This window comes from Streptomyces sp. H39-C1 (assembly GCF_027158125.1).
Lineage (GTDB): Bacteria > Actinomycetota > Actinomycetes > Streptomycetales > Streptomycetaceae > Actinacidiphila > Actinacidiphila fildesensis.
Genome location: NZ_JAPVLS010000076.1, coordinates 1 through 18,398 on the forward strand (window position 1 = coordinate 1; position 18,398 = coordinate 18,398).

18 protein-coding genes are annotated in these 18,398 nt (G+C 68.3%); 6 read left to right on the plus strand and 12 right to left on the minus strand.

What is annotated here, in order from left to right:
• Window positions 1-201: 201 nt before the first annotated feature.
• Window positions 202-624: a DUF6223 family protein gene (locus O3W51_RS35900; RefSeq protein ID WP_269288386.1), complete on the minus strand. Its 423-nt coding sequence runs from the start codon at window positions 622-624 to the stop codon at window positions 202-204.
• A gap of 195 nt (window positions 625-819) precedes the next feature.
• Here O3W51_RS35900 and O3W51_RS35905 point away from each other — a divergent pair, with 195 nt between their 5' ends.
• Entirely contained in the window at window positions 820-1,947 is a 1,128-nt protein-coding gene (locus tag O3W51_RS35905) for a sensor histidine kinase (protein WP_138357714.1), read from the plus strand.
• Complete coding sequence (locus O3W51_RS35910) at window positions 1,944-2,606, plus strand: response regulator (protein ID WP_138357715.1); 663 nt, start codon at window positions 1,944-1,946, stop codon at window positions 2,604-2,606. Before O3W51_RS35905 ends, O3W51_RS35910 begins: the two co-directional genes overlap by 4 nt.
• Before the next feature lie 194 nt (window positions 2,607-2,800).
• Here the strand turns inward: O3W51_RS35910 and O3W51_RS35915 are convergent, their stop codons facing one another.
• From O3W51_RS35915 to O3W51_RS35930, 4 genes are all read right to left on the minus strand, one after another.
• Entirely contained in the window at window positions 2,801-4,018 is a 1,218-nt protein-coding gene (locus O3W51_RS35915) for a permease (protein WP_244809899.1), read from the minus strand.
• Window positions 4,019-4,375: 357 nt separating this feature from the next.
• A complete protein-coding gene (locus tag O3W51_RS35920; RefSeq protein WP_269288388.1) occupies window positions 4,376-5,029 on the minus strand; it encodes a DUF305 domain-containing protein in 654 nt (217 codons plus the stop codon).
• An 87-nt stretch (window positions 5,030-5,116) separates the two neighbouring features.
• The gene (locus O3W51_RS35925; RefSeq protein ID WP_138357717.1) at window positions 5,117-5,518 is read right to left on the minus strand and encodes a DUF6153 family protein; all 402 of its coding nucleotides are present in this window, start codon (window positions 5,516-5,518) and stop codon (window positions 5,117-5,119) included.
• 46 nt (window positions 5,519-5,564) lie between these two features.
• Entirely contained in the window at window positions 5,565-6,221 is a 657-nt protein-coding gene (locus O3W51_RS35930; RefSeq protein WP_187145100.1) for a DUF2218 domain-containing protein, read from the minus strand.
• A 111-nt stretch (window positions 6,222-6,332) separates the two neighbouring features.
• Here O3W51_RS35930 and O3W51_RS35935 point away from each other — a divergent pair, with 111 nt between their 5' ends.
• Window positions 6,333-6,923 carry a TetR/AcrR family transcriptional regulator gene (locus O3W51_RS35935; protein ID WP_269288390.1) on the plus strand — a complete coding sequence of 197 codons (591 nt, stop codon included), beginning with the start codon at window positions 6,333-6,335 and terminating at the stop codon, window positions 6,921-6,923.
• A gap of 108 nt (window positions 6,924-7,031) precedes the next feature.
• Here O3W51_RS35935 and O3W51_RS35940 read toward each other — a convergent pair whose 3' ends face one another.
• Complete coding sequence (locus O3W51_RS35940; protein WP_138357720.1) at window positions 7,032-7,388, minus strand: ArsR/SmtB family transcription factor; 357 nt, start codon at window positions 7,386-7,388, stop codon at window positions 7,032-7,034.
• Between the two features lie 265 nt (window positions 7,389-7,653).
• Between O3W51_RS35940 and O3W51_RS35945 the strand changes: the two genes are divergently transcribed.
• The gene (locus tag O3W51_RS35945; RefSeq protein ID WP_244809900.1) at window positions 7,654-8,631 is read left to right on the plus strand and encodes a cation diffusion facilitator family transporter; all 978 of its coding nucleotides are present in this window, start codon (window positions 7,654-7,656) and stop codon (window positions 8,629-8,631) included.
• 112 nt (window positions 8,632-8,743) lie between these two features.
• Here the strand turns inward: O3W51_RS35945 and O3W51_RS35950 are convergent, their stop codons facing one another.
• The 3 genes from O3W51_RS35950 to O3W51_RS35960 all read right to left on the minus strand — a co-directional run bounded on the left by O3W51_RS35950 (window position 8,744) and on the right by O3W51_RS35960 (window position 12,408).
• On the minus strand, window positions 8,744-9,025 hold the full coding sequence (locus O3W51_RS35950) for a metal-sensitive transcriptional regulator (RefSeq protein WP_138357721.1): 282 nt from the start codon (window positions 9,023-9,025) through the stop codon (window positions 8,744-8,746).
• Between the two features lie 106 nt (window positions 9,026-9,131).
• Entirely contained in the window at window positions 9,132-11,402 is a 2,271-nt protein-coding gene (locus O3W51_RS35955; RefSeq protein ID WP_269288391.1) for a heavy metal translocating P-type ATPase, read from the minus strand.
• 73 nt (window positions 11,403-11,475) lie between these two features.
• Window positions 11,476-12,408, minus strand: a complete 933-nt coding sequence (locus O3W51_RS35960) for a hypothetical protein (protein WP_138357723.1) — start codon at window positions 12,406-12,408, stop codon at window positions 11,476-11,478.
• Window positions 12,409-12,716: 308 nt separating this feature from the next.
• Here O3W51_RS35960 and O3W51_RS35965 point away from each other — a divergent pair, with 308 nt between their 5' ends.
• Window positions 12,717-14,162 carry an MFS transporter gene (locus O3W51_RS35965; RefSeq protein WP_269288392.1) on the plus strand — a complete coding sequence of 482 codons (1,446 nt, stop codon included), beginning with the start codon at window positions 12,717-12,719 and terminating at the stop codon, window positions 14,160-14,162.
• A gap of 141 nt (window positions 14,163-14,303) precedes the next feature.
• Here O3W51_RS35965 and O3W51_RS35970 read toward each other — a convergent pair whose 3' ends face one another.
• The 3 genes from O3W51_RS35970 to O3W51_RS35980 are packed head-to-tail and all read right to left on the minus strand — an operon-like array spanning window position 14,304 to window position 17,613.
• Window positions 14,304-14,942: a class I SAM-dependent methyltransferase gene (locus tag O3W51_RS35970; protein ID WP_244809552.1), complete on the minus strand. Its 639-nt coding sequence runs from the start codon at window positions 14,940-14,942 to the stop codon at window positions 14,304-14,306.
• Window positions 14,943-14,969: 27 nt separating this feature from the next.
• On the minus strand, window positions 14,970-17,264 hold the full coding sequence (locus O3W51_RS35975; RefSeq protein ID WP_269288394.1) for a heavy metal translocating P-type ATPase: 2,295 nt from the start codon (window positions 17,262-17,264) through the stop codon (window positions 14,970-14,972).
• 40 nt (window positions 17,265-17,304) lie between these two features.
• Window positions 17,305-17,613, minus strand: a complete 309-nt coding sequence (locus O3W51_RS35980) for a heavy-metal-associated domain-containing protein (RefSeq protein ID WP_331284115.1) — start codon at window positions 17,611-17,613, stop codon at window positions 17,305-17,307.
• A 233-nt stretch (window positions 17,614-17,846) separates the two neighbouring features.
• Between O3W51_RS35980 and O3W51_RS35985 the strand changes: the two genes are divergently transcribed.
• The gene (locus O3W51_RS35985; protein ID WP_138357726.1) at window positions 17,847-18,326 is read left to right on the plus strand and encodes a Mov34/MPN/PAD-1 family protein; all 480 of its coding nucleotides are present in this window, start codon (window positions 17,847-17,849) and stop codon (window positions 18,324-18,326) included.
• Window positions 18,327-18,398 lie beyond the last annotated feature (72 nt).

Here is an 18,398-nt window from a genome sequence, read left to right on the forward strand (position 1 = left end):
CGACATCCGCGCCTGGGTGAAGAACTGGAACGAGGATCCCAAGCCATTCATCTGGACCAAGACGGCGGAAGAGATCCTCGACTCCCTCGCACGCTTCTGCCGACGGATCTCCGGCGCAGGACACTAGTGCTCAGCGGTGAGGACTGGTCGTACTCACCGCTGAGCACCGTGATGCGCAGGAAGCCCGAGGTATCCAGCCGGTCAGCCGGTTCGGCGGGAGCGGGCCAGCCAGCCGAGGGTGACGGCGATCAGGCCCACCAGCATGGCGACATAGGCGCCGCCCAGCCCGTTGCCGGTTCCGAGACCGCCGTCGGCGGTGGCCGCGACGAACGTGCCCACGACAACGGCGAGCGAGCCCGCCACGAGGGCCGTGACGACCCCGTTCCGCCTGACCCAGGTGCCGATGTGACCGTTACCGGTGCGACGGGCCGGGGCCAGCCCGCCGTTGACCGCCCCGAGGAGGCCCACCAGTGCGGCCGTGCTGGCTCCGATACGCCCGGCGCTCAGGGTGTAGACGCTTGCGGCGACCGGATGGACCGAGGGGTCCGCGGCGGCCGGTTCGGCGAGCGCGAGACCACCGATCAGGGCGGCTCCAAGCACGGCAAGCACAGTGCGCACGGACATGGTGTGCTCCTTTTCCTCGCTGTAACGGGATCACCCGAGCATGTCCGCCGGAGCCGCCTCGGGTCGTCCGGCGAACGCGGACTCTTCGCGCTGCCGCCGACACGGCAGGCGCTGGGGAAGTACTGCGCGCGTCGTAGTCGGCCGCTCGTCCGCGAGCGGGATCCGGCCGCGGCGGCGAGCGGCTAGGGTGCGCGCATGAGCACAGGGTGGTCCGGTGTACCGGCCGGTGTGAGGGACTGGGCGATCGCTGTCGGGGTGGCGGCGACGCTGCTGGTCACCGCCCTGTCCGAGCGGCCTTCCGGCATGGGCTTCGCTCTGCTCGGCCAGGCGCTGTTGGTGGTCGGCGGCCTGGCGCTCGTCTGGCGCCGCCGGACGCCCGTTCGCGTCCTGGTCGCCACCGGGCTGTGCGCGGTGGGGTACCAGGCAGCCGGTTTCGACGTGCCCGCCGTCGCATTCCTGTTCGCGGTGTACGCGGCCGTACGGGAGGGACACCGCACCGTCACCGTGGTGGCGAGCGTGGCCGTGCTGGCCACGCTTCCCCTCGCGGCCCTGGCCTCGGGCCTGCACGACACGGGCGAGGCGTTCGCGCAGGCGCGCGGTGCTCTGGAGATCGCCTGGTTGATCGCCGCAGGCGCCGCGGGTGAAGCACTGCGGCAGGCCGAGCGGCGGGCGGACGAAGCCGAGCGCACCCGGGAGGAGACCGCGCGGCACCGCGCCGACGAGGAGCGGCTGCACATCGCGCGGGAACTGCACGATTCGCTCACCCACCAGATCTCTGTCATCAAGGTGCAGTCCGAAGTCGCCGTCCACCTGGCTCGCAAGCGCGGCGAACCGGTACCGGATGCCCTGCTGGCGATCCGGGAGGCCGGTCGTGAGGCAACCCGGGAGTTGCGGGCGACCCTGGAGGCGCTGCGCGACGACGACAAGACCCCGCCGCACGGGCTGGACCACGTATCAGAACTGGTGGAACGGTTCCGCATGACCGGCCTGGACGCACGTTTGACGATCGAAGGACAGCGACACCACGTGTCGGCCGCGGTGGGCCGGACCGTCTACCGGATCGTTCAGGAGTCGCTCACCAACATCGCCCGTCACGCGGACGCCGCCACGGCGACGGTCCGGATCGACTGCCGCCTGGACGCCCTCGCGATACGCATCGATGACGACGGCAAGGCCGCGCCGGACACCGCCCCGACGCCCGGCGTCGGGCTGCTCGGCATGCGCGAACGAGTCACTGCCCTCGGCGGCCGGTTGCGCGCCGAACCGCGCGTCGAGGGCGGCTTCACCGTCCAGGCCGAACTCCCGGTGGAGCAGAGCCCATGATCCGTGTCCTGCTGGTCGACGACCAGCCACTCATTCGCAGCGGATTCCGCGCGCTTCTCGACCTCGAAGACGACATCGAGGTGGTGGCCGAAGCCGCCGACGGGAAGGAAGGCCTGGCTCTGGCCAGGGAACACCTGCCCGACGTCGCTCTCATCGACATCCAGATGCCGGTCATCGACGGCATCGAAGCGACCCGGCGCATCGCCGCGGACCCGACCCTGGCCCGGGTGCACGTCGTCATCCTGACCAACTACGGATTGGATGAATACGTCTTCAACGCGCTGCGCGCCGGCGCGGCCGGATTCCTCGTCAAAGACATCGTGCCGGAAGACTTCCTGCACGCCGTACGCGTCGCCGCGCGCGGCGACGCCCTGCTCGCACCCTCGATCACCCGCAAGCTCATCAACAGGTACGTCACCCAGCCGCTCAACACCGGCGCCGAGACGGGGCTGGAAGAGCTGACCAACCGCGAACGCGAGGCCGTCGCCCTGGTCGCGCAGGGCCTGTCCAACGACCAGATCGCCGACCGCATGGTGATCAGCCCGATGACCGCGAAAACCCACATCAACCGGGCCATGACCAAGCTCCACGCCCGTGACCGCGCTCAACTCGTAGTCCTCGCCTACGAATCCGGCCTGGTATCCCCACGCAGCTCCTGACATCCACGGTCCGGGTGCAGGCCGGCCCGCCGATGATCCGGGTTACAACACGCCCTTCCACCGCCTACTGGGCGGCCCGAGGTCAGCGGGCGGTCCTGTTCCGACTCCCGTGTCCGTACGCCGAGGAATCCTCGGGACGTGGCCCCCTGCGATGGGAAGTCCGGGCCCGATCCCGGGTAGCGGCGTTGGAGAGATCAGCCATGGTCGGCGGGTCCTGGGTGGTTCCCGCTGTCCGGTGCCTGGGTGTGAGCCGCACTGTGCTCGCGTTGGTCGTGGTCGGGGTCGGGGGTGCCGCCCATCATGCGGAGCATGTCGCGTCCGCCGGTGCGCAGGAAGCGGATGACGAGGGCGGCGGCCAGGAGGAGGAAGGCGATGTTGAGGAAGGTGGTGTAGTTCCAGGTGATGCCTTCCGTGGGGAGCTTCGCGTCGGCTTGGTCGGGGATGAGGCCGAGGCCGCCGAAGGTGAATTCCACGATGTATCCGGCGATGACGGTCGCGAGGTAGAAGGTGCCGAGCAGGAACAGCGCCATGCGGGCGCCGTAGTACTTCCGGTAGATGTTGAGGATCGGCAGGATCAGCAGGTCGGCGAAGATGAACGCGACGACCCCACCGAAGCTGATACCGCCCTTCCACAGCACGACGGCGAGGGGCACGTTGCCGATGGAGCAGACGAACGAGGCGATGGCGACCAGTGGGCCGATGACCGGTCCCCAGAGCTTGGATGCCAGCGGGTGGCCGTCGAAGAAGAAGGTGCGCCAGAACGAGTCGGGCACCCAGGCGGCGATGGCCCCGGCGATGAGCAGGCCGATGACCAGGTCGCGCAGGATGGCCGCCCATTCCATGACGAAGACGTGACTCGTGGAGGTGAAGCCTTCGCGGGACAGCAGGCGGCGGGTGAAGGAGCCTTCGCGCCGCACGGACATGTCCATCGCGGCGTGGCCCTCCATGGAGCCGGCCAGTCCGCGGTCGGCCTGCTCACGTGCCTGGCGCAGGAGTTTGTCGCGCAGGAACAGGCGGAACAGCACCGCCAGCACGACGATCATGATGGGGCCGCCGACGAACTCGGCCGCGGTGAACTGCCATCCCATCAGCAGGGCCAGGATCACGCCGAGTTCGACGACGAGGTTGGTGGAGGCGATCTCGAAGGCCATCGCGGCGGTGAAGTTCGCGCCCTTGCGGAACAGCGAGCGGGCCAGGGCGACGGCGGCGTAGGAGCACGAGGAGGAGGCCGCGCCGAGGCCGGCGGCGAGGGCCAGGGTGCGGGGGCGGTCGTCGCCGAGCAGGGAGACGACGGTGGACTTGCGGACGACCGCCTGGACCACGGCGGACAGGGCGAAGCCCAGGATCAGGGCCCAGGTGATCTCCCAGGTCATGGAACCGGCGATCGACAGGGCGTGCAGTAGAGCGTGGATCATGCCTGAGCCTTCCAACTGAGTTCGATCTGCGGCCCACCGACACGTCGCAGGGTGCCCTCCCGACAGCACCCGGGATGGCATGGTCCCCATGCCATCCTGCCTGTCCGCCGCGTCCACTTCGGGCCTCGCCCCGCGTTCTCAGGCAGGGGATGCGGCTGCGGTGTTCCCTGGACGTCGCGGACGTCGGCGGTAAGTCACCCGCCGGCCGGAGCGGTGGTCAACTCGCCGTGTGCGCCCCTGCCGGGTTCAGCCAACTCGTTCAACGGTCGGATTGGACGACCTTTCGCGAGGTGACATTCCTGCCAGGGAGCAGAGGGCCGAGTGCGTGTCGGTCCTCCGCTCCCTGCGCCGGGACTAGTTCTTGTCGAGCAGCTTGTTCATCTGCGTGATCTCGGACGTCTGGGCGGTGACGACGGCGTTGGCGAGTTCCTTGGTCGGGCCGAATTGGCCCTGGGCCTTCTCGGTGTTGGCCATCTCGACCGCGCCTTGGTGATGTTGGACCATCATCTGCAGGAACATCGCGTCGAACGCCGCACCGGACCCCTTCTTGAGCCGGTCCATGTCGCCCGCGCTCATCATCCCGGGCATCCCGGCGGACATGTCCATCCCCTGCATCTCCTGGGGGAGCGGCTCACCCCACGAGGTGAGCCAGGTGGACATGGTCTTGATCTCGGGGTCTTGTGCGCCCTTGATCCTCGTTGCGAGAGTCTTTACGTCGGCTGAGGCGGCGCGCGTCGTGGCCAGGTCGGCCATTTCCACGGCCTGCCGGTGGTGCGGGATCATCTGCTTCGCGAAGGTGACGTCAGCGGCGTTGTGCGCTCCGGCCGACGGGGAAGCGGCTGCGGTGGTGGCCGGTGACGAGCTGGAATCCATGGATCCCATGTCATGGCCGCTGCTGCCGCTGCTGCCGCTGCTGCCGCTGCCGCCGCAGGCGGCCAGCACCAGGGCGGTCACTGCCGTACTTGCGACAAGGGCAGAACGGCGGATCAATGAACGACGTGCTGTCATGAGGGCACTCCTGAGAACGGGGGATTGAGGGCATACCGGTGACGGACGCCGGTACCACGGGTGTGGAAGGCGCCGTCGGGCGTGTCTCTAGATCCTCAGGAGCTGCAGTTCGGCCAGGGTCGGTGGTGCGCGTCCGCCGTCGGCGGTTCCGTACAGGAGGGGAACGGCAATCTGCGGTAGGCGGGGAAGCAGTTGCTCGGCAAGGTCGGGGGCGGCCAGCGCCGCCGTGCCCGCGACCGCACCGGACGCACACGTCGCATCGGCGTGGTGCGCGCCGCCGTCACACCCGTGATCGAGTGAATGGCAGTTGTCCGAGGGAGCGGTCGCCGCCCCGTGCATCGCAGTAGTTGCCATGCGGTGCTCCGGCATCTGCGGGCCGGTCGAGCCCAATGCGTGCATACCCAGCACACCGGTGATCACTGCGAAGACGAGCAGCACGGACAGCCGCAGCCCTTGCTGCGGTCGTACGCTGCGCGCCGGACCGATCACCGAGCCATAGTAGGCACACCCGCGCGACGCCAGGGTGAGCCACGTGTCATCTACGCGCGGAATGTGCGGCACCTGCCGCCTTGGACCGACGAACTGCGACTGCGGCCAGCACCCCAACCTTGATCGCCACCACTGCGGCCACGGCGCCCGCCGCCGCGAGTGTCCACCGGGAGGATGCCACCAGCCACCCGAACAGGCCCAGGTGCACCCCCGCCGCGACCACGGCTACTGCTGCCACACCTGCCCAGCGCCGCCGTCCGCGCCGGTTCGGATGCGAACCCCTTTCGGTACGCGGGCTCGACTTCGCCGTGTCGTGGCCGGAGGGCGCCTGGTCCTTTCCCTGACGGCCGGGTTGCCAGCGGACGGTGAGCGGCTGCCGGCGGCTGTATCGACCCAGGTGCGCGGTGACAACGTCCATCGCCCGTTGCAGGGAGTCGCTGTCCTGCGCCTGTGCCTGGATCACGAGCGCGGTGGACGTGGCCCGCAGAGTGCACCGGGCCCACCCGAAATCCACCTCGCCGCGGGTCTCTGACCACTGCACCTGCATCAGGGCGGCCTCCGCCTCGGTGACCGGCCGCCCGCCGCCCGCGTGGACGCGCGGTCGGTGGCGAAGGGCACTGCCCTTGTTGCTGAAGTGCTTGCACAGCTGCACCAGATAGCGACTCGCCCGGTCTGTGGGGATCTCAGCTTCGGCGGAATGCATGGCAAGCACCTCGGAAGGTCGGGGACAAGCTGACCCCACCCACATTTATCGATACACACTGTCTCTGTCAATACGAAGTGTCATTTCCTCAACGCCTTGTACGCTGGAGGCATGCCGAAGCTGTGGACCGAGACCATGGACGCTCACCGCGCCGCGGTACGCACTGCGATTCTGGATGCCGCCGCCGGCCTGGTCTCCGAACGCGGCGTGGCGTCGGTGAACATGTCGCAGATCGCCGCCCAGGCCGGCATCGGCCGTGCCACGCTGTACAAGTACTTCCCGGACGTCGGGGCGGTCCTGCTCGCCTGGCATGAACAGCAGATCCGCGCACACCTGGATCACCTCGCCGCCGTCCGCGACCAGCACCACGAGCCGCAGGGCCGGCTCGAAGCTGTGCTGCACGCCTACGCAGCTCTGCTGCATGAACGCCACCATGGCGAGCTCGCCGCCCTCGCGAACAGCGGAGACGCCTCAACCCTGCATCGGGGCGAGCATCTCGGCCACGCTCAGCAGCACCTGACAGGCCTCATCGCGGACCTCATCGCCGAGGCCGCACAGGCTGGTGACCTCCGCGACGATGTCGCCCCCCAGGAGCTGGCTCGGTACTGCCTGCACGCTCTTGGCGCCGCGGCTGACCTTCCCTCCAAAGCTGCCGTCGCCCGACTCGCCAACGTCACCCTCGCCGGGCTGCGCAATGCCTGACGTTCGGCGACAGCCCCAAAACGGGAGGGAGCGGTCGCCGTGCCGCACCCTTGGCCGTTGATCGGGTGGGGTGACGACGGGGTCGTCGCCTGACCGGCTGACTCTGAATCAGTCGTGGGGTGGGAGGTTGCCGAGCTGGTGGTCGGCGGATCTGAGCGCTTCGTCGACGAGGCGCTTGAGGTGTCCGTGGCGCAGCGCGTAGATCACCCGGCGGCCGTCCTTGCGGGTGGTGACCAGCCCGGCCAGACGCAACCGGGCCAGGTGCTGGCTCACCGACGGCCGGGCGACTCCGCATGCCTCGGTGAGGGTGGTGACATCCGCCTCGCCCTCGGCGAGGCGTTCCAGCAGGGCCAGGCGGGTGCGGTCGGCCAACAGCCCCAACACTTCTGCGGCCACCGCGTACCGCTCGCCTTCGTTGCGCTCCTGCGGGTCATGCGCACCTGATACGTGCATGCGTGCACTCATACGCACATAATGGTTGGATGGGCTGGTGGTGTCCAGTCGGCCCGTTGTGCTGACCTCCGATCGGAAGGCGTGAGCTGTCGTGAGCGAGACGAGCGCACCCCGCGAGCCCCACCGCCATGAGCACGGTCCGGACGGCCGGGGAAGTGGACATGCGACGCGGGGCGGCCACCAGCACGGGAACCGCACGGCCAGCCAACATGGCCACGGGGACACTGATGGATCAGGGCGCGCCCACGGGGATCGCGGTTCGGGCCGGTGGTCGCGGATCAAGCACCGTCTCGCGCATGTGGTCGCACCGCACACCCATGAGGCGGCGGACAAGGTCGACACGGCGATGGAGTCGTCCGCCGAAGGCATGCGGACGTTGTGGACCTCGCTGATCGTGCTCGGCGTCACCACCGTGCTCCAGGCCCTGGTGTTCGCGCTGTCCGGATCAGTGGCGCTGCTCGGCGACACGATCCACAACGGCGCCGACGCCCTGACCGCCGTGCCGCTGGGCATCGCGTTCATCCTCGGTCGCAGGGCGGCGACCCGCCGCTTCACCTACGGCTTCGGCCGCGCCGAGGACCTGGCCGGTATCGCCATCCTGCTGACCATCGCCGCCTCCTCCGCCCTGGCCGCCTGCACCGCCATCGACCGGCTCCTGAACCCACAGCAGATCACCCACCTGCCCTGGGTCGCGGCCGCCGCGGTCGTCGGCTTCATCGGCAACGAATGGGTCGCCCGCTACCGCATCCGAACCGGCCGCAAGATCGGCTCCGCCGCTCTCGTCGCTGACGGTCTGCACGCCCGCACCGACGGCTTCACCTCCCTTGCCGTCCTGCTCGGCGCAGCAGGTGCGGCGATCGGCTGGCGGCTCGCCGACCCGATCGTCGGGCTGCTCATCACCGCCGCGATCCTGATCGTCCTCAAGGACGCGGCCAAGGAAGTCCTCCGCCGCCTCATGGACGCCGTCGACCCCGCCCTGGTCGAAACCGCCGAGGCCGCGCTGCGGCAGGTGCCAGGTGTCCGAGAAGTCGGCGAGCTACGGATGCGATGGATCGGACACCAGCTACGCGCTGAGGCCACCATCGTCATCGACGGCTCTCTCAACCTGTGGTCGGCCCACCAGGTCGCAGTCGACGCCGAACATGCCCTGTTGCACGCCGTTCCCCGCCTGACGGCCGCTCTGATCCACCCCGATCCCACTCGTACCGGGGAGGAAGACCCCCACGCCGCCCTCACCCACCATCGCGTCGCATAGGCCCATCGGACCGGTTGGGCAACGTTGCCCTATGCTCGGCCACCGGCTCTTCAGAGGGTCGGTGCAGCACCTCCCGGCGGTTCGCCCGGGCGGAGGTTTGTCGTAGTTGCGTTCAGGAACGTACGAGCCGGGCAATGGCGGCGGAGGCCTCCTCGACCTTGGCGCGGGCTTCGTCCCCACCCGCGTTGATCGCCTCGGTGACACAGCACTTGAGGTGTTCATCGACCAAGGCCACCGCTACTGACTGCAGGGCACGGTTGGCGGCGGAGACCTGCGTCAGGACGTCGATGCAGTAGGTGTCTTCGTCAACCATGCGCTGGAGTCCGCGAATCTGGCCTTCGATGCGGCGGAGTCGCTTGAGGATGTCGTCCTTGCTGGTGCTGTAGCCGGCCATGACCCGCCTTCATTCGTCCGCTGTGCGTGTCTTTGGTGTACCCCTCCGGGGTAGCGTCCCACCTGGGCGTGCCTCGGCGATACCCGGCGAGGGTGACCGGGGCCCGTCAGGCAGCGGTGCGGAAGTTGCGCAGACGCAGGCTGTTCCCGACCACGAACACGGATGAGAAGGTCATGGCAGCCCCAGCGATCATCGGGTTCAGCAGGCCGGCGGCTGCCAGCGGAAGGGCCGCGACGTTGTAGCCGAAGGCCCAGAAGAGGTTGGTCTTGATCGTGCCCAGAGTTCTGCGCGCCAGTCGGATCGCATCGACGGCGGCCAGCAGATCGCCGCGTACCAACGTCAGATCGGCTGCTTCGATGGCGGCGTCGGTGCCGGTGCCCATGGCGAGTCCCAGGTCGGCCTGGGCCAGAGCAGCGGCGTCATTGACCCCGTCGCCGACCATGGCCACGATGCAGCCCTCGGCCTGCAGCTTCTTGATGACCTCGACCTTGTCCTCAGGCATGACCTCGGCGATGACGTCGGAAGCGGCGATGCCCACCTCGCCGGCGACCGATGCGGCGATGGCCTGGTTGTCGCCGGTGAGGAGGATGGGGGACAAACCCAGGAGGCGTAGCTCCGCAATGGCTTGCGCGCTGGTGGGCTTCACCGCATCGGCCACCTCGAGGACCGCGCGCGCCTCGCCGTCCCAGGCGACGAAGATGGCCGTGCGTCCGGTGCCGTCGGCGGATATCTTGGCCTGCCGGAGCGACTCCGGTACATCGGTGGCCCACTCGCGCAAGAGCCTTTCGCGCCCCACGAGGACGGCATGCCCGTCGACGACTCCCTGAACGCCCAGGCCGGGAATGTTGGAGAAGTCCTCCGGTACGGGAAGCGCGCCGAATTTGGCGATCGCTCCCGCAGCCACGGCCTGCGCGATGGGGTGTTCCGAGGCGTGTTCAAGCGCGCCGGCCAGCCGAAGGACCTCGGCCTCGTCCTGCCCTTCGGTCAGGTGGATACCCAGCAGGCTCACCGCGCCGGTGGTGACGGTGCCGGTCTTGTCGAGAACGATGGTGTCGACCCTGCGGGTGTTCTCCAGGACTTCGGGGCCCTTGATGAGGACACCCAGTTGGGCGCCCCGGCCGGTACCCACCATCAGGGCGGTGGGAGTCGCCAGCCCCAGGGCGCACGGGCAGGCGATGATCAGAACGGCGACCGCAGCGGTGAACGCGGCGGTCCATCCCGAGCCGGAACCGAGCCAGAAACCGAGAGTGGCCAGCGCCAAGGTGATGACCACCGGCACGAAGATCGCGGAGATCTTGTCGGCCAGGCGCTGAGCCGCGGCCTTGCCGTTCTGGGCCTCCTCCACCAAGCGTGCCATTCGGGACAGTTGGGTGTCCGTGCCGACTCGGGTGGTACGCACCACGAGGCGTCCACCGATGTTCACGGTTGCTCCGGTGACCGGGTCGCCGACCGTGACCTCGACAGGGATGGACTCCCCGGTGAGCATGCTCGCGTCCACGGCGGAGCTGCCCTGTTCGACCATTCCGTCAGTGGCGATCTTCTCACCAGGTCGCACGACGAAGGCATCGCCGACGACGAGGTCAGCGACCGGGATGCGGGTCTCGCGACCGTCCCGCAGCACACTGACCTCCTTCGCTCCGATCTCCAACAGAGCCTTCAAAGCAGCGCCGGCGCTCCGCTTGGACCGGGCCTCGAAGTAGCGTCCGGCCAGAATGAACGCGGTGACACCGGCTGCGGCTTCCAGGTAGAGGTTGGCGCTGCCGTCGCTTCTGGAGATGGTCAGTTCGAAAGAGTGCGTCATGCCGGGGGTGCCTGCAGTCCCGAAGAACAGTGCCCAGACGGACCAGGCGAATGCAGCCAGCGTGCCGACGGAGACGAGAGTGTCCATAGTGGCGGCGCCGTGGCGCAGATTGGTCCATGCGGCCTTGTGGAAGGGCCAGGCCGCATAGCTGACGACGGGCGCGGAGAGAGTGAGAGACAGCCACTGCCAGTTCGTGAACTGCCAGGCCGGCACCATGGCCATGGCGATCACCGGGACGGCGAGTGCGATCGCGGTGACCAGCCTTTGGCGCAACGATGTCAGAACGTCCGACGTGGTGTGAGGATCTTGGCTGACGCCTTCGGTCGGAGCCGGTACAGCGGCGGTGTACCCGGTCTGCTCCACCGTACTGATCAGGTCCGCCACGTTCACTTCCCCGGAGGCGTCGAAAGTGACCTGGGCCTTCTCCGTCGCGTAGTTGACGGTGGCCGTGACCCCGTCCATCCTGTTGAGCTTCTTCTCGATGCGGGCGGCGCACGAGGCGCACGTCATACCGCCGATGAGCAACACGACGTGGTCCGCCCGAAGAGGTGCGGCCTGCCCAGTGCTTGTACTCATCAAATACTCCTCGGGACGCCACCCGGACGGGGCCGTGGTTTCCGGCTTGATGTACGGATGTGGGAAGGGCAGATCAGTGGGAGTGGTCGCTGTGCTCCGGAGCTGACGGCGCAGCAGCGTTCGAGGCACCGGCGATGACGGTGAACTGCGCGGTGTGAACTGTTCCGCCGTGACGGAAGTCCAAGTAGAGGCGGTAGGTGCCGACGCTGGGAGCTACAGCGTGGAAGGAGATGCCGGGACCGGCCGGGGTGGTGCCATCGCCGGGAGCGCCTTCGGGGTGTACGTGAAGGTAGGCCAGGTCTCCCTGGCGCAGGGCGACGAGGTGTCCGTAGGCGCCGAGATAGGGCTGCAGATCCGTGACCGGGCGGTTGTCCTTGGCCACGGAAAGGGTGAGCATGCCGGCCTTCCCTGCGGTCAGGTCACCGGCAAGGGTGACGGTGTAGCCGTCGACGGTCGCCGTCCGGGCCGGCGCGGGGAGCGGGGAGGGCCGGTAATCACCGGCGACGAAGAGGTCCGCGCCGAGCGTCAGACCAGCGCTGCCGGACGGAACGAAGTCGGCGAAGACGCGGTACGTGCCGGCCGCATCGAAGGCCAGCGGCACACTCCACGTGCCGTCAGGGCTGAGCCGGGGATGAAGGTGCTGGAACCCGGACAGGTCACGTCGGGCGACGATGAGGTGCAGATCCTTCTCATGCGACGAGGTGTACCGGGTGACCGCCTTGCCGTCGGGGCCGGTGATACGAAAGCGGAAATCACGAGGAGCGCCCACCGCGATCGGCTCGGCCGACGGCACGAGGGTGTAGCCGCGTTCGGACACCTGCAGCCCACCTGGCGCTGTGTCCGCGGGTTGTTGATTCCCGTCGGTGCCCGCGGCGGCGCCGTGGTCGGAGTGCGAGGCCGTGGGCTGGGAACCGACGGGGCCGATTGCGTGACCAATGCCGAACGAGGCCCCGAACGTCACCGCCAGACCCGCTGCGAAGGCCCCGACCTTGTTGATGTTGTTCATCTCTGTCCTTCCGATGGCCCCGGGCCGCACCGGGGTTGGAGGATCAACATACCCCTAGGGGGTATCAAGTCAAGACGTCGCGGGTGTCCTGCCGGACTTCGGGGCAAGGGCGGTCGGGTGGTTCCCGGGGGTGCCCGGTGCTTCGGTCGCGGTTGATCGCGAGGGAATGCCGTGGAGTGCTGCCCGGCCGCCCTGGCGGGATCCTGCCGATGCTTGGGCTTCTTTTGTCGAGGGGGTGGTCTCAAATACCCCTAGGGGGTATGTTGACGCTCCCAAGCATACCCCCCTCCGGTATTGGAGAACCTTCCATGTCCACCCCAACCGCCGCTCATCCGCGCCGCTGGACGGCGCTCGCACTGATCGCCCTGGCTCAATTCATGGTGATCATGGACACCTCGATCATTGGCGTGGCCCTCCCCAAAATGCAGGGTGACCTGGGCTTCTCGCAGGAGAACCTGTCGTGGGTGTTCAATGCCTACGTCGTGGCCTTCGGCGGCCTTCTGCTGCTCGGCGGCCGACTCTCGGACCTCTTCGGCGCCAAGCGGCTCTTCACCGTCGGATGGATCGTCCTGGCCCTCGGATCCTTGGCCGCAGGCCTGGCCGGGCAGGTCTGGGTCGAGTTGTCCGGACGCGCTCTGCAGGGAATCGGCGCCGCGCTGATCGCGCCGTCCGCCCTCACCCTGCTGATGATGCTGTTCGGCTCCCGCCCTGCGGAGCTGACCAAGGCCTTCGCCCTCTATGGTGCGGCTGCCCCGGCGGGCGGCACTGCCGGAGTCTTCCTCGGCGGTGTCATCACCCAATACGCCAGCTGGCCCTGGGTGTTCTACATCAACATCCCCATCGCTCTGGCAGTTCTGGCCATCACACCGGCCGTTATGCCCGCGGCGCCCGCCCGTCGAGGTTCCGTCGACCTCACGGGCGCCGTCACGGTCACGGCCGGCCTGGCCACCGCTGTCTATGCCATCGTCCGCGCCCCCGAAACCGGTTGGGGATCCGCCCAGACCTGGCTGGTACTGCTGGCCGGGGTGGCACTGATTGCCGCGTTCATCGCCATCCAGTTCAAGCGGCAGGAGCCGCTGATGCGCCTGGCCATCTGGCGTGCCCCCAATCTGGCCGGCGCCAACATCGCACAGCTGCTGATGGCCGCCGCCTGGATCCCCATGTGGTTCTTCCTGAACCTCTACCTCCAGCAGGTCCTCGGGCTGGGTGCGTTCGCCTCCGGCTCGGCGCTCCTGCCCATGACCGTCGCCATCATGATCATGATGATCGTCCTTGCCCCGCGACTGATCGCCCGCTTCGGCCCGAAGCCGTTGATCGTCGCTGGGCTCTTCACGCTGGCCGCAGGCATGGTCTGGTTGTCCTTCGCCCGCGCGGACGGCACCTTCTGGGTCGATGTCCTGCCGGCTTCCCTGCTGGCGGCGGTCGGCATGTCACTGGCGTTCATCCCCTCCCTGGGTACCGCGCTGTCCAGCGCCCGCCCCGAGGAAGGCGGGTTGGCCGCGGGCATCGTCAACACCAGCTACCAGGTCGGCTCCGCACTCGGCCTCGCCGCCATGACTGCACTGGCCGCCTCCCACGGTGCCCGGCAACTCGACAACCCCACCGCTCTGACCAACGGGTTCTCCGCCGCATTCCTCGGTGCGGCGGCCCTCGCCGCCGCAGGCGCGCTCGCCTCATTGCTCACCCTGCGCAGCGCCCCTGCGGCAAGTGCATCGCAGAGCAGCGAACAGGCCGAAACGCCCGCCACTGCCTGAGCGCTGCGGCTCCAGTCATGGGCATCTGCTCAATTCACTCGGCCTCGCTAGGTGCGGACTGTTCATTCCGCGCCGGGCGAGGCCGAGTGCGTCGCAGCGGTACCAGGCCGGCGATCGGGTTGCGCAAGGCCGGCGGGTCGGTCACGCGCGGCGCAGCGCGGCCCAAGTGCCCCAGCCGGCATCGGCCTCGACGGCTTGCCAGGTGCCGGGCAGCGCACGGGCGACGTCGTCGGCCGGCAGGTGCAGGGGCCCCTGCGATCCGAGTTGATTGATCCAGAGCAGTACCCCGTCCGGCCGCAGGACGCGGGCGGTCTCCTGAGGGAACAGCAACATGTCGACAGCCACGACAGCGCACACGCTCCCATCGGGGAGCGGAAGGCGTGAGGCATCGGCGCGGATACGTACAGGGGAACGATCGCGGGCCTGCTGCAGCATCCGTTGGGAGAGATCGACGCTGATGACGGTGGTGAAGGCGTGGCGGAGGGTCGGAGTGTAGGTGCCCGTTCCGGACCCCAGTTCCAGGCAGACTCCGCGGGGAAGGTGCCCGCAACGTTGCAGTGCATCCGTCACGGGTTCGCTACGCCCGGAGGACTGCTCGGCGTCCCACTTCTCCGCCAGATCGTCGAACAGGCTGCCGATGAAGTTCGCTGTGTCGCCGGTCCAGGGCATGGTCCCGGCGGCGAGCTCCCGCGCGAAGGTACGGAAGGCGTCGGCCTCGGCTGCCGGAGGGACGGGCTTGTCGGGCGGTGCCGGTAGGACGCGCTCCAAGTGACGGGTCATGCCAGCATTTCAGCATAGATGCGACGTTTAACCGGTCGTGCTGCGGCGGAGTTGTCCTGACACCCCCGGCGGCTGACTGCGGCGGTTCGCACGGAACCGCCGCAGACGCAGACTGTTTCCGACGACGAGCGCTGAGGAGAGCGCCATGGCAGCCGCGGCGATCAGCGGATTGAGGAAGCCCGTAGCGGCAAGCGGGAGGACGGCGAGGTTGTAGGCGAAGGCCCAGAGCAGGTTGCCCTTGATCGTGGTCAGGATGCGGCGGGACAGACCGATGGCGTCCGCGGCCGCTCGTAGGTCGCCGTGCAGCAGCGTCAGGTCGCCGACCTCAACAGCTGCGCTGCTGAAGGAGGTCATGACCAGACCGAGGTCAGCCTGCGCAAAGGCCTCGGAGTCCCCGATGCCGTCGCCGATCACGGCGACGCGATGGCCTCGTCCCTGCAGTCTCCTGATCACATCGACCTTGGCCTGCGGCGGTGCTTCTGCGATGACTTCATCGATACCCACGGCCGCTGCCACCGCTTCGGCAACACCTTGGCTGTCGCCCGTCAGCAGGATCGGAGCGAGCCCCAGGGCGCGCAGCCGGGCGATGGCCTCGGTGCTGTTAGGTTTGATCGTGTCGGCCATCACCACGATCGCGCGCGCCCGGCCACCCCACGCCACGGCCACGGCCGTGTGTCCTTCGGACTCGGCTGCGGCTTGGGCAAGCCTGAGTCTCAGGGGAAGATCCACCGCCCACGCGTGGAGCAGCTGCGGCCGGCCGATCACGATGGCCTGCCCTTCGACGATGCCCTGCACGCCCAGGCCGGGGACCTCCCCGAAGTCCTCGGGCGTCGGCAGAGTACCGATCCTCCGGGTGGCGGCTGCCGCCACTGCCCGGCCGATGGGATGGGGTGAGGCGCTTTCGACCGCCCCGGAGAGCCGGAGCAGCTGATTCTCGTCCTGGCCGATGGCGAGGTGAATCCTGATGACCGCCATCCGCCCGGTGGTGATGACGTCGGTCTTGTTCAGGACGACGGTGTCGATCGCCCGCGTGGCTTCGAGTATTTCTGGTCCATCGATGAGGATGCCCAGTTGGGCGCCACGACCTGTTCCCGCCAGCAGTGCGGTTGGAGCGGCCAGCCCCAGTGCGCAGGGGCCGGCCGCGATGAGCACGGTGATAGCAGCGGCGAGGGCGGTCTCCAGCTTGGCGCCCATGCCGAGTTGAAGGCCCAAGGTGACGATGGCCAGGACGAAGACGACCGGCACGAAGAGTGCGGAGGCTCTGTCGGAGAATCGCTGGACGGTGACTTTGCCGACTTGTGCCAATTCCATCAACCGTGCCGTCCGGGCCAGTTGCGTGTCGGCGCCGACACGCAGGGCCCGGATGACCAGGGGGCTTCCAGCGTTGACGGTTGCTCCTGCGACCGCGTCCCCCTCCGACACCTCGACGGGAGCGGATTCACCTGTCAGCAAGGAGGCATCCACCGCAGAATGACCCTCGACGACCTGCCCGTCTGTCGCGATCTTCTCGCCTGGCCTGACACGGAAGGTGTCCCCGACGACGAGATCCTCGACGCGGGCTCTCTCGGGCACGCCTCCGCGCAGCACAGTGACCTCGGTGGCGCCAAGTTCGCGGACCGTCCGTAGCGCTGTGCCGGCTCTGCGTTTGGAGCACGCTTCGAAGTACCGCGCGGACAGTACCAAGGTGATCACTGCGGCTGCGGCCTCAGGGCACGTGGCCCCGATGTCGCCGCTACGTGCGAGGGCCCGGGGAAACCCCTGAGGGAGGTCAGCGGCGCCCGCCGGGCCAGAACACAGTGTCCACAAGGACCAGGTGAACATGGCCGTGACGCCGACCGAAATGAGCGTGTCCATGGTGGCCGCACCATGACGCAGATTGGTCCACGCGGCTTTGTGGATCGGCCAGGCCGCGTAACTGACGACAGGCGTTGCCAGAATGAGCGACAGCCACTGGGACGACCCGAACTGCCAGCCAGGCGTCACTGCCAGAGCTGCCGCAAGGATCGTCAGCACCATCGAGGTGATCAGTCGCTTGCGCAAGGCGCGCAGCGGGCAGGGTGAGGCATGACCCGTGGAATCCCCGTCCGTTGACGCGCAGGTCGACGAAGCGGCGGAGTGTCCCACCGCCCCCACGGTGGCGATCAGGTCGGCGACGGAGACGTCACCATGGACGGTGATCTTCGCCCTCTCCGTCGCGTAACTGACGGCCGCGTCCACCCCGTTCATCCGGTTGAGCTTCTTCTCCACACGGGCGGCGCACGCGGCGCAGGCCAAGCCGCCAATCGTGAGTTCGACCGTGGAACTGGATACCGTCGCGTTCATGGCTGCTCCTCGGGCCGGGCGGCAGGCCGGGGATGCCGCGTCAGACCCGACCGATGAGCTCATAGCCCGCGTCGTCGACGACCTTGGCTATGAGAGTGTCGTCGGGAGCGCCGCCTGTGGTGACGGTGACATGTCCGGAGGCCACGTCGACCTCGACCGCCAGAACGTTGTTCACGGTGTGAATGGCCTTGGTGACCGAGGCTTTGCAGTGGTCGCAGGTCATCCCGGCGACGTGATAGACGGTCAGGTGGCTGTCGCCCGCGAGTGACTCGCCGTTTCCGCCGCTGGAGCAGTTGCCGTCGGGAGAGCAGCAGGACGACATGAGTTCCTCCTGGAGGTCAGCGTTCACCAATACCCAATGGGGGTATCGGTTGCGTCGCCAGGTATACCCCCTGCCCGTATCCGTTCACAAGAGGGCCGGTTGTTGTGCCCGCTGTCGGCGATCCGGCCACCCGGGGCGTCGGGCGCCGCGCGGTGTGCCTCTTCGGCGTGTCCGAACGGGGTCCAATGATGCGGCGGGTGGGCTGGCTCTTGGGCCAGGGATGCTCCCGCGGCCCGGACTCTGTTCCTATCCTGACCGGCATGCTGACCCTCGCGCAGGACGTCTACGACGCAATCGTCGCCCACTGTCGCACCGACCATCCCGATGAAGCCTGCGGAATCGTAGCCGGGCCGGCCGGCAGTGACCGCCCCGAGCGCTTCATTCCCATGGTGAACGCCGCACGCTCGCCCACGTTCTACGAATTCGACTCCGTTGATCTCCTGGGGCTGTACAGGGAGTTGGACGAGCGGGGTGAAGACCCCGTCATCATCTACCACTCGCACACTGCCACGGGTGCTTACCCCTCACGCACCGATGTCTCCTACGCGTCGGAGCCAGGAGCCCACTATGTCGTGGTCTCCACGGCCGAGTGCGGGAGCGGGGAGGGGCCGGTCGAGTTCCGGTCGTTCACCATCGTGGAGACGCGCATCACCGAGGAGGCTGTGCGGATCGTCGAGCCCCCACCGCCGTCCGAGACCCACCGTTGGCGCGAATTCATGCAGTGCAGCCGCGCGTTGTAGCCGCAGTCGTCGCCGGGTGCGGGCGAAGGGCGGCAGTTCTCGGGCTCCTGGCAATCCCGCTATCTACTATGC

What these genes read in the sequence shown, in the direction of transcription:
- O3W51_RS35900 (WP_269288386.1), bottom strand. Translation starts at nt 624, where the DNA reads ATGTCCGTGCGCACTGTGCTTGCCGTGCTTGGAGCCGCCCTGATCGGT.
- O3W51_RS35905 (WP_138357714.1), top strand. Translation starts at nt 820, where the DNA reads ATGAGCACAGGGTGGTCCGGTGTACCGGCCGGTGTGAGGGACTGGGCG.
- O3W51_RS35910 (WP_138357715.1), top strand. Translation starts at nt 1,944, where the DNA reads ATGATCCGTGTCCTGCTGGTCGACGACCAGCCACTCATTCGCAGCGGA.
- O3W51_RS35920 (WP_269288388.1), bottom strand. Translation starts at nt 5,029, where the DNA reads ATGACAGCACGTCGTTCATTGATCCGCCGTTCTGCCCTTGTCGCAAGT.
- O3W51_RS35930 (WP_187145100.1), bottom strand. Translation starts at nt 6,221, where the DNA reads ATGCATTCCGCCGAAGCTGAGATCCCCACAGACCGGGCGAGTCGCTAT.
- O3W51_RS35935 (WP_269288390.1), top strand. Translation starts at nt 6,333, where the DNA reads ATGCCGAAGCTGTGGACCGAGACCATGGACGCTCACCGCGCCGCGGTA.
- O3W51_RS35940 (WP_138357720.1), bottom strand. Translation starts at nt 7,388, where the DNA reads ATGAGTGCACGCATGCACGTATCAGGTGCGCATGACCCGCAGGAGCGC.
- O3W51_RS35950 (WP_138357721.1), bottom strand. Translation starts at nt 9,025, where the DNA reads ATGGCCGGCTACAGCACCAGCAAGGACGACATCCTCAAGCGACTCCGC.
- O3W51_RS35955 (WP_269288391.1), bottom strand. Translation starts at nt 11,402, where the DNA reads ATGAGTACAAGCACTGGGCAGGCCGCACCTCTTCGGGCGGACCACGTC.
- O3W51_RS35960 (WP_138357723.1), bottom strand. Translation starts at nt 12,408, where the DNA reads ATGAACAACATCAACAAGGTCGGGGCCTTCGCAGCGGGTCTGGCGGTG.
- O3W51_RS35965 (WP_269288392.1), top strand. Translation starts at nt 12,717, where the DNA reads ATGTCCACCCCAACCGCCGCTCATCCGCGCCGCTGGACGGCGCTCGCA.
- O3W51_RS35970 (WP_244809552.1), bottom strand. Translation starts at nt 14,942, where the DNA reads ATGACCCGTCACTTGGAGCGCGTCCTACCGGCACCGCCCGACAAGCCC.
- O3W51_RS35975 (WP_269288394.1), bottom strand. Translation starts at nt 17,264, where the DNA reads ATGAACGCGACGGTATCCAGTTCCACGGTCGAACTCACGATTGGCGGC.
- O3W51_RS35985 (WP_138357726.1), top strand. Translation starts at nt 17,847, where the DNA reads ATGCTGACCCTCGCGCAGGACGTCTACGACGCAATCGTCGCCCACTGT.